Raw genomic sequence first — 1,485 nt, forward strand, 5'->3', positions numbered from 1 at the left:
GGGCGGATTCAACCGGTCGTCGCAACACCTTGATCATGGAGGTGCGCAATGGGGCACGGTAGGAAGCAGCTGTCGGGGGCGCCGGTGGGTGCGCGACGGCAGTGGGCGGCGGATCGGGCGTTGCGGCCGCCGATGCGTTCGCCGGGCCGGCCGGAGCCATCATGGGCAGTGCAGCGGGATTTCTGGCGACAGATCGCGTCGGGAGCAACGACGGCTGAGGCGTCGGAGAATGTCGGTGTGTCCTGGCCGGTTGGGATCCGCTGGTTCCGTCACGCTGGCGGCATGGCGCCGATCAGTCTGGACGAGCCCGCGGGCCGGTACCTGTCGTTCGCCGAGCGTGAGGAGATCGCGCTGTTGCGTGCCCAGCAGCACGGGGTGCGCGAGATCGCCCGCCGCATCGGCCGCGACCCGGGAACGATCTCACGCGAACTGCGCCGCAACGCGGCGACCCGGAGCGGGAAGCAGGTCTACCGTGCCGTGGTCGCACAGTGGAAAGCGCAGCAGGCAGCGAAACGCCCGAAGACCGCGAAGCTCGCGGTCGACGACAGGCTGCGCGAGTACGTGCAGGAACGGCTCGCCGGGAATGTCCGGCGGCCCGATGGCACGGTCGTTGCCGGGCCTGAGACGGCGTGGAAGGGGCTGAACAAGCCGCATCGGCAAGACCGGCGGTGGGCGACGGCGTGGAGCCCGGAGCAGATCTCTCGCCGGCTCCCGGTTGATTTCCCCGATGATGTGTCCATGCGCATCAGCCACGAGGCGATCTATCAGTCGCTGTTCATCCAGGGACGCGGCGCGCTCAAGCGGGAGCTGGTCGCGTGTCTGCGCACCGGCCGGGCCCTGCGAGAACCGCGAGCTCGATCACGCAACAAGCCCAGCGGGCACGTCAGCGCGGACGTCGTCCTCAGCGAACGCCCCGCCGAAGCCGCCGATCGCGCCGTTCCAGGACATTGGGAAGGGGATCTGATCATCGGGACGGGCCGGTCCGCGATCGGCACGCTCGTCGAGCGCAGCAGCCGAGCCACGCTCCTGGTGCACCTGCCCCGGCTGGAGGGCTGGGGAGAGAACCCGCCGGTGAAGAACGGACCGTCGCTTGGCGGCTATGGCGCCGTCGCAATGAACGCCGCATTGGTCGCCTCAATCACACAACTGCCGCAGCAACTACGACGAACACTTACCTGGGACCGCGGGAAGGAACTGTCCGCGCACGCGCAGCTGACCCTTGAGACAGGGACGAGAGTCTTCTTCGCCGACCCGCACTCGCCATGGCAGCGACCGACCAATGAGAACACCAATGGCTTGCTGCGCCAGTACTTTCCGAAGGGCACCGATCTGTCCCGATGGTCGGCCGAAGATCTCGAAGCCGTCGCTCACACGATCAACAACCGGCCCCGCAAGATCCTCGACTGGCGAACCCCGGCCGAAGTCTTCGCCGAGCAGTTACGCTCACTCCAACAACCCGGTGTTGCATCCACCGATTGAACTCGC

1 protein-coding gene is annotated in these 1,485 nt (G+C 67.5%); it reads left to right on the top strand.

The window, feature by feature from the left end:
* Nucleotides 1-132 precede the first annotated feature (132 nt).
* Nucleotides 133-1,479: an IS30 family transposase gene (locus C2L58_RS22990; protein ID WP_441296310.1), complete on the top strand. Its 1,347-nt coding sequence runs from the start codon at nucleotides 133-135 to the stop codon at nucleotides 1,477-1,479.
* The last annotated feature ends 6 nt before the right edge of the window (nucleotides 1,480-1,485 follow it).

The organism is Amycolatopsis sp. CA-126428, from assembly GCF_002904335.1.
Taxonomy (GTDB): domain Bacteria; phylum Actinomycetota; class Actinomycetes; order Mycobacteriales; family Pseudonocardiaceae; genus Amycolatopsis.

Bases quoted from the DNA above. Each gene is read 5' to 3' on its own strand.
- C2L58_RS22990 (WP_441296310.1), top strand. From the start codon at position 133: ATGCGTTCGCCGGGCCGGCCGGAGCCATCATGGGCAGTGCAGCGGGAT.